7 protein-coding genes are annotated in these 6,731 nt (G+C 70.3%); 4 read left to right on the forward strand and 3 right to left on the reverse strand.

Features of this window, described 5'->3' with window-relative positions; all coding sequences use genetic code 11:
• Nucleotides 1-32: 32 nt before the first annotated feature.
• The 4 genes from A5481_RS07905 (at nt 33) to A5481_RS07920 (ending at nt 3,440) form a co-directional block, all read left to right on the forward strand.
• Entirely contained in the window at nt 33-1,283 is a 1,251-nt protein-coding gene (locus tag A5481_RS07905; protein ID WP_048435849.1) for an acyl-CoA dehydrogenase family protein, read from the forward strand.
• 211 nt (nt 1,284-1,494) lie between these two features.
• Complete coding sequence (gene sfnG / locus A5481_RS07910; protein ID WP_048435848.1) at nt 1,495-2,595, forward strand: dimethylsulfone monooxygenase SfnG; 1,101 nt, start codon at nt 1,495-1,497, stop codon at nt 2,593-2,595.
• Nucleotides 2,596-2,683: 88 nt separating this feature from the next.
• Nucleotides 2,684-2,938, forward strand: a complete 255-nt coding sequence (locus A5481_RS07915) for a hypothetical protein (protein ID WP_053082509.1) — start codon at nt 2,684-2,686, stop codon at nt 2,936-2,938.
• A gap of 31 nt (nt 2,939-2,969) precedes the next feature.
• Nucleotides 2,970-3,440 (forward strand): opioid growth factor receptor-related protein, encoded by a 471-nt coding sequence (locus tag A5481_RS07920; RefSeq protein WP_048435847.1) that lies wholly within the window; start codon nt 2,970-2,972, stop codon nt 3,438-3,440.
• Here A5481_RS07920 and A5481_RS07925 read toward each other — a convergent pair.
• The 3 genes from A5481_RS07925 to A5481_RS07935 all read right to left on the reverse strand — a co-directional run.
• Entirely contained in the window at nt 3,437-4,684 is a 1,248-nt protein-coding gene (locus tag A5481_RS07925; protein WP_048435846.1) for an acyl-CoA dehydrogenase, read from the reverse strand. The two genes, A5481_RS07920 and A5481_RS07925, sit on opposite strands and share 4 nt — an antisense overlap.
• Nucleotides 4,685-4,792: 108 nt before the next feature.
• Nucleotides 4,793-5,329 (reverse strand): response regulator transcription factor, encoded by a 537-nt coding sequence (locus A5481_RS07930; RefSeq protein ID WP_048435845.1) that lies wholly within the window; start codon nt 5,327-5,329, stop codon nt 4,793-4,795.
• Nucleotide 5,330: 1 nt separating this feature from the next.
• Nucleotides 5,331-6,731, reverse strand: a 1,401-nt coding sequence (locus A5481_RS07935) for an ATP-binding protein (RefSeq protein ID WP_425350162.1), incomplete at its 5' end; no start/stop codon positions are given.

Raw genomic sequence — 6,731 nt, forward strand, 5'->3', positions numbered from 1 at the left:
TCGAGACCCCGGCCACGGGAGGATCAGCGCGCATGGACTTCACCCTCTCCGAGCGGCAGCGCCACTGGCGCGACCGGGTCCGGGCCTTCATGGACGAGCATGTCCGCCCGGCGGTCCCAACCTACAAGGCCGAGATGGAGGCCTTCGGCACCGACCGCTGGCAGCCGGTGCCGGTGATCGAGCGGCTGAAGCCCAAGGCCCGCGAGACCGGGCTGTGGAACCTGTTCCTGCCGCCCTCTCCCCAGCACGACGACGGCGCGTTCCGCGGCGCAGGGCTCACCAACCTCGACTACGCGCTCTGCGCCGAGGAGATGGGCCGGATCCAGTGGGCCTCCGAGGTGTTCAACTGCTCGGCGCCCGATACCGGCAACATGGAGGTGCTGCACCGCTACGGCACAAAGGCGCAGAAGGAGCGCTGGCTCACCCCCCTGATGGCGGGCGAGATCCGTTCGGCCTTCCTGATGACCGAGCCGGACGTCGCCTCCTCGGACGCCACCAACATCGAAACCCGGATCCGCCGCGACGGCGACCATTACGTCATCAGCGGCCGCAAGTGGTGGTCGTCGGGCGTCGGCGATCCGCGCTGCGCCGTCGCCATCGTGATGGGCAAGACCGACACCAGCGCGCCCCTGCACCAGCAGCAATCGCAGATCCTCGTGCCCCTCGACACGCCCGGGATCGAGGTGGTGCGGATGCTGCCGGTCTTCGGCTACGACGACGCGCCGCACGGGCACGCCGAGGTGATCCTCGACGACGTCCGGGTGCCGGCCGAGAACCTGCTGCTCGGCGAGGGCCGCGGCTTCGAGATCGCGCAAGGCCGCCTCGGGCCGGGGCGCATCCACCATTGCATGCGCACCATCGGAGTCGCCGAAGAGGCACTGGAGAAGATGGCCAAGCGGCTGCTCGGCCGCGTCGCCTTCGGCAAGCGCATCGCCGACCACTCGGTCTGGGAGCAGCGCATCGGCGAGGCCCGCACCGACATCGAGATGACCCGCCTTCTCTGCCTGAAGGCGGCCGACATGATGGACAAGGTCGGCAACAAGGGCGCCAAGCTCGAGATCGCGATGATCAAGGTCGCGGCCCCGCGCATGGCGCTCAAGATCATCGACGACGCGATCCAGGCCCATGGCGGCGCCGGCGTCAGCAGCGATGCCGGCCTCGCCTATTCCTACGCCCGCATCCGCACGCTCCGCCTCGCCGACGGGCCGGACGAGGTCCACAACCGCTCGATCGCCCGGCTGGAGCTGGCGCAATACGGCAACCGCGAGCGGCCCAAGGCCTGAGCGCCAAGCCTTGACCAGGCCGAGGACGACCTGACGGAAGATCGTCCGCGCGGGGGCCGCGTTCGGGAGAACGGGCTTTTTGCGCGGGCAGGAAAAAAGCACGACGATGCTTTTGACGGCGCGGAAACGACCTTCGATACTGAAGGTCAACCGCGCCGTTTCATCATGACGGCGCCGGCTCTTCTTGATCATCGATGAGCGAGGACGCGCCATGACGCAGCAGAAGCCCGAGCCGATCCGCTTCGCCTACTGGGTGCCGAACGTCTCCGGCGGCCTCGTCATCAGCAAGATCCCCCAGCGCACGAGCTGGGACGCCGACTACAACCGCGAGCTGGCGCGCCTCGCCGAGCGGGCGGGCTTCGACTACGCCCTGACCCAGATCCGGTTCACCGCCGGCTACGGCGCCGAGTACCAGCACGAATCGGTCGCCTTCAGCCACGCGCTGCTTGCCGCGACGACGAAGCTGAAGGTGATCGCCGCTCTCCTGCCCGGGCCGTGGAACCCGACGATTGCCGCCAAGCAGGTCGCGACGATCTCGCAGCTCACGGCTGGGCGCATCGCCGTCAACATCGTCAGCGGCTGGTTCTCGGGCGAGTTCCGGGCGATCGGCGAGCCCTGGCTCGACCACGACGAGCGCTACCGCCGCTCGGAGGAGTTCATCCGGTCCTTGCGCGGAATCTGGACGCAGGACAATTTCACCTTCCGCGGCGACTTCTACCGCTACAGCGACTACACCCTGAAGCCGAAGCCGGCCGAGCCCCTGCCGGAGATCTTCCAGGGCGGCTCGTCGCGGGCGGCGCGCGACATGGCGGCCCGGGTCTCGGACTGGTACTTCACCAACGGCAACACGCCCGAGAACATCCGGACCCAGGTCGACGACATCCGCCACAAGGCCGCGGCCGAGGGGCGGAGCGTGAAGATCGGCGTCAACGCCTTCGTGATCGCCCGCGACACCGAGGCGGAGGCGCAGGCCGTTTTGCGCGAGATCATCGCGCAGGCCGACCCCGAGGCGGTGCGCGCCTTCGGCCACGAGGTGAAGAATGCCGGCGCCGCCTCGCCGGAACGCCAGGGCAACTGGGCGACGTCGAGCTTCGAGGACCTCGTCCAGTACAACGACGGCTTCCGCTCGAACCTGATCGGCACGCCGGACCAGATCGCCGCGCGCATCCTGGCGCTCAAGGATGCCGGCGCCGACCTCGCGCTCCTCGGCTTCCTGCACTTCCAGGAGGAGGTGAAATACTTCGGCGAGCAGGTGATCCCGCGGGTGCGGGCGCTGGAGGCGGCGCGGGCCGAGCGGCGGGCGGCAGCCTGACCCGCGCTCCGCGACCGTGAAGTGCAATTTAATCGACCGGCCGGGACGTTGATCCGATCATCGGGTCCCTCGCAACGGCGGCCCGGTCATGTCCCTCCTTCGCTCCTGCACGACGGCGATCGCCCTCTCGCTCGTCGCCGTGCCGGCCCTCGTCGCGGCGCAGGAGGGCCGGGCGCGGGTGCTGACCGAGCCGGTCTATGTCCGTCCGATCTACGGCAGCTACCGCCAGTGCGGCGGCGCCTGCCTCAAGAGCGGCAGCCTGTCGTGGTTCTGCGGCGCGCGCCAGCAATGCAGCCTCGATTGCGCGACGGCCCCGCCTGTCCGCCGCTGCGCCTCGCCATAGATCGGGAGGGGCGGCACGAGGAGGCGAACGCATGGACGAGCCGATCGCGGGACCGATCCACGCCTTCCTCGCCGGCCGCGGCCGCGACGGACGCGGGCGCAGCCTTGCCGAGGTGCTGGCCTTCGACGATGCCCGCATCGAGGGCGTGCACGACTTCATCCAGTGGCTGTTCCCGCTCCGCGAGGCGAGCCGGGCGGTGCCGGGGGCGCCGGTGCTCGGAGCGGCCGAGGCGGAGGCGATCCGGGCCGACCCGGCGGCGCGGGCCGGGCTCCTGTCCGCCCGCGACCGGATGCTGCGCTTCTATGCCGGGACCGGCGGATGGCTCACGGCCTTCGACCACAACCACCTGCGGATCAGCCGCATCCTCACCGCCCTGCGCGACCTCGTCGGGCCGGAAGAGGCCAGGGCTTTCCACGAGGAGATTCTCGGCCTCGACCGGGCGGCAGGCTCCCCGGTGAACCCGGGGAGCCTGGAATACTGGCGAAAAGCCGTAGAAGGCTAGAAGAACGCCTGCAGCCCGGTCTGCGCCCGGCCCAGGATCAGGGCGTGGACGTCGTGGGTGCCCTCGTAGGTGTTCACCGTCTCGAGGTTCTGGGCGTGGCGCATCACGTGGTACTCGCCCATGATGCCGTTGCCGCCGTGCATGTCGCGCGCCTCGCGGGCGATCGCCAGTGCCTTGCCGCAATTGTTGCGCTTGACCAGCGAGATCATCTCCGGCGCCATCCGGCCCTCGTCGAACAGCCGGCCGACCCGCAACGAGCCCTGGAGGCCCAGCGCGATCTCGGTCTGCATGTCGGCCAGCTTCTTCTGCACCAGCTGGGTCTGGGCGAGCGGCCGGTTGAACTGCTTGCGGTCGAGCGTGTACTGCCTCGCGCGGTGCCAGCAATCCTCGGCGGCGCCGAGCGCGCCCCAGGAGATGCCGTAGCGCGCCCGGTTGAGGCAGCCGAACGGGCCTTTCAGCCCCGAGACGTTGGGCAGCAGCGCGCTCTCCGGCACCTCGACGCCGTCCATCACGATCTCGCCGGTGACCGAGGCGCGCAAGCTCAGCTTGCCCTTGATCTTCGGCGCCGACAGGCCCTTCATCCCCTTCTCGAGGATGAAGCCGCGGATCTGGTTGTCGTGGGCGGGCGACTTCGCCCAGACCACGAACACGTCGGCGATCGGGGCGTTCGAGATCCAGGTCTTGGCGCCCGAGAGGCGATAGCCGCCGTCGATCTTGTCGGCGCGGGTCTTCATGCCGGCGGGATCCGAGCCGGCATCCGGCTCGGTCAGGCCGAAGCAGCCGACGAACTCGCCCGAGGCGAGCTTCGGCAGGTACTTTTTCCGCTGGTTCTCGTCGCCGTAGGCGTAGATCGGGTACATGACGAGCGAGGACTGCACGCTCATCATCGAGCGGTAGCCGGAATCGACCCGCTCGACCTCACGGGCGACGAGGCCGTAGGCGACGTAGGACGCGCCGGCGCAGCCGTACTCCTCCGGCAGGGTGACGCCGAGGAGGCCGAGCTCGCCCATGGCGTTGAAGAGCGAACGGTCGGTCTTCTCCTCGGCATAGGCCTCGACGATGCCGGGCAGCAGCCGCTCCTGCGCGAAGCTGCGGGCCGAGTCGCGGATCAGGCGCTCGTCGTCGGTGAGCTGGTCGTCGAGCAGGAACGGGTCGTCCCACCGGAACGCGCCGCGGCTCCCCTCGTTGGGCTTCACCGGGCTGAGGTTGGTCTGGGTCGCGACCGCGGCGGACGGGGGGTTCATGGCGTCTCCTCCTGACAAATCGGGCGGGACGTTACCGTGGGTGCGGCGCCTCCGCCAGGATGCGAAACCGCATTCCGCACGCACCAGCCATGCGGAAACGGAGCAGGACTATTTCACCTGCTGCTTGTCGAGCTTGCGTGCCAGGGTCCGGCGATGCATCCCGAGGCGCCGCGCCGTCTCCGAGATGTTGAAGTCGGTCTCGACCAGGGTCTGGTGGATGCGCTCCCATTCGAGCGTCTTGATCGAGGTCGGCCGGCCGTCGAGCGAGACGGCGACGTCGCCCTCCGCCTTGGAGAACGCCGCCTCGATGTCGTCGGTGTTGGCGGGCTTGGCGAGGTAGTGGCAGGCGCCGAGCTTGATCGCCTCGACCGCCGTGGCGATGCTGGCATAGCCCGTCAGCACCACCGTGAGGATGCCGGGATCGTGGTCGTGGAGCGCCTTGACGCAGGCGAGGCCCGATTCGCCGTTGAGCTTGAGGTCGACCACGGCGTAGGCCGGGGTGCGGGCGGCGAGCAGGGCCTCGAGGGGAGCGAGGCCCGTCAGGCTCACCACCGTGTAGCCGCGGCGCTCGAACGAGCGGGTCAGGGTGGCGGCGAAGCGGTCGTCGTCCTCGACGATGACGAGCAGGCGGTCGTCGTCGGACATCCTACACCGTCAGGCTCGAGAGCGGCAGGCTGATGGTCACGACGGCGCCTCCGTAGCTACGGTTGCGGGCCTCCACCGTGCCGCCGAGCTTGCGCACGACGTTGACGACGAGGAACAGCCCGAGCCCGCCGCCGAGGCGCCCCTTGCTCGATGTATAGGGCTGGCCGAGCCGCGCCAGCATCTCGGGCGCGAAACCCGGGCCCCGGTCGGTGACGGAGAGCCGCAGGGTATCGCCCTCCCGCAGGATCGCCAGCTCGACGAAGCTCGGCGACAGGTCGAGGGCGTTGTCGAGGACGTTGAACAGGACCTGCTTCAGGGCGGTGTCGGAGACGATCTCCTCGTCCTCGCCGAACTCGTCGCGCACCTGCAGGCAGAAGCACGAGCGCATCCGCCGCCAGTCGCCGACGAGCTCGGTGACGAAGCCGCGCACGCTGGTGACGTGGGCCGCCTCCCCGCGGGCGGCACCCGCGGCGAGCAGGATGCCGGTGACGATCGCCTTGCAGCGCCCGACCGCCTCCTGCATCTCCTCGATCTCGCGGACGATGTCGGGCGAGGCGGTGAGCTCGGGCATCCGGCGCCAGTCGCCGAGGATCACCGAGAGCGACGAGAGCGGGGTCCCGAGCTCGTGCGCCGCCCCCGAGGCGAGGAGGCCCATCCGGACGATGTGGTCCTCCTCGGCCGCGCGCTGGCGCAGGTCGGCGAGCCGGGCATCCTGCCGGCGCAGGTTGCGCGAGACCCGGGTGACGAAGACCGCGATCAGGGCCGCGTCGATCACGAACCCGACCAGCATGCCGACGAGGTAGAGCCGGAACAGGTCGTCCTCGCCCTCCCCCGGCGGCAGCACCAGCGGCCGGTAGGCGAGCATCAGGACGCCGAGCGACGCGGTGGTCAGCGCCACGAGGCCGAGGGTCGCCTGGCTGCTCAGGAGCACCGCCGCCAGGGTGAGCTGGAGCAGGAACAGCGAGGTGAACGGGTTGGTGGCGCCGCCGCTGAGGTAGAGCTGCACCGTGAGCGCGACGACGTCGAGGAGCAGGGCGACGAACAGCACGCCCTCGGTGACGCGGCCGCCGCGGGCGAGCCAGCCGAGGCTGGCGAGGTTGAGGAGGACGAGCCCGACCAGCACGATCGCCATCGGCCCGAGCGGCAGCGCGATGCCGAGCGCGCCCTGCGCCACCGCGACGGTCATGACCTGGCCGGCCACCGCGATCCAGCGCAGCTGGACCAGCAGCAGCAGGTTCTGGCGCCCGCCGTCGTCGTCGGAGGCGCCGAAGGAAGCCGGCGTGCCGGCGCCGAGGCGGCGGGCGGTGCCGATGAGGGTCTCGCGGGCCTTGCGGCGCAGGGCGGGCCAGTCGGTCATGCCGTCGCCGGTCGCCCGCGGGTGGCCCCTCCCCCCTCTGCGGGG

Origin of the sequence: Methylobacterium platani (assembly GCF_001653715.1) — a bacterium.
Taxonomy (GTDB): domain Bacteria; phylum Pseudomonadota; class Alphaproteobacteria; order Rhizobiales; family Beijerinckiaceae; genus Methylobacterium; species Methylobacterium platani.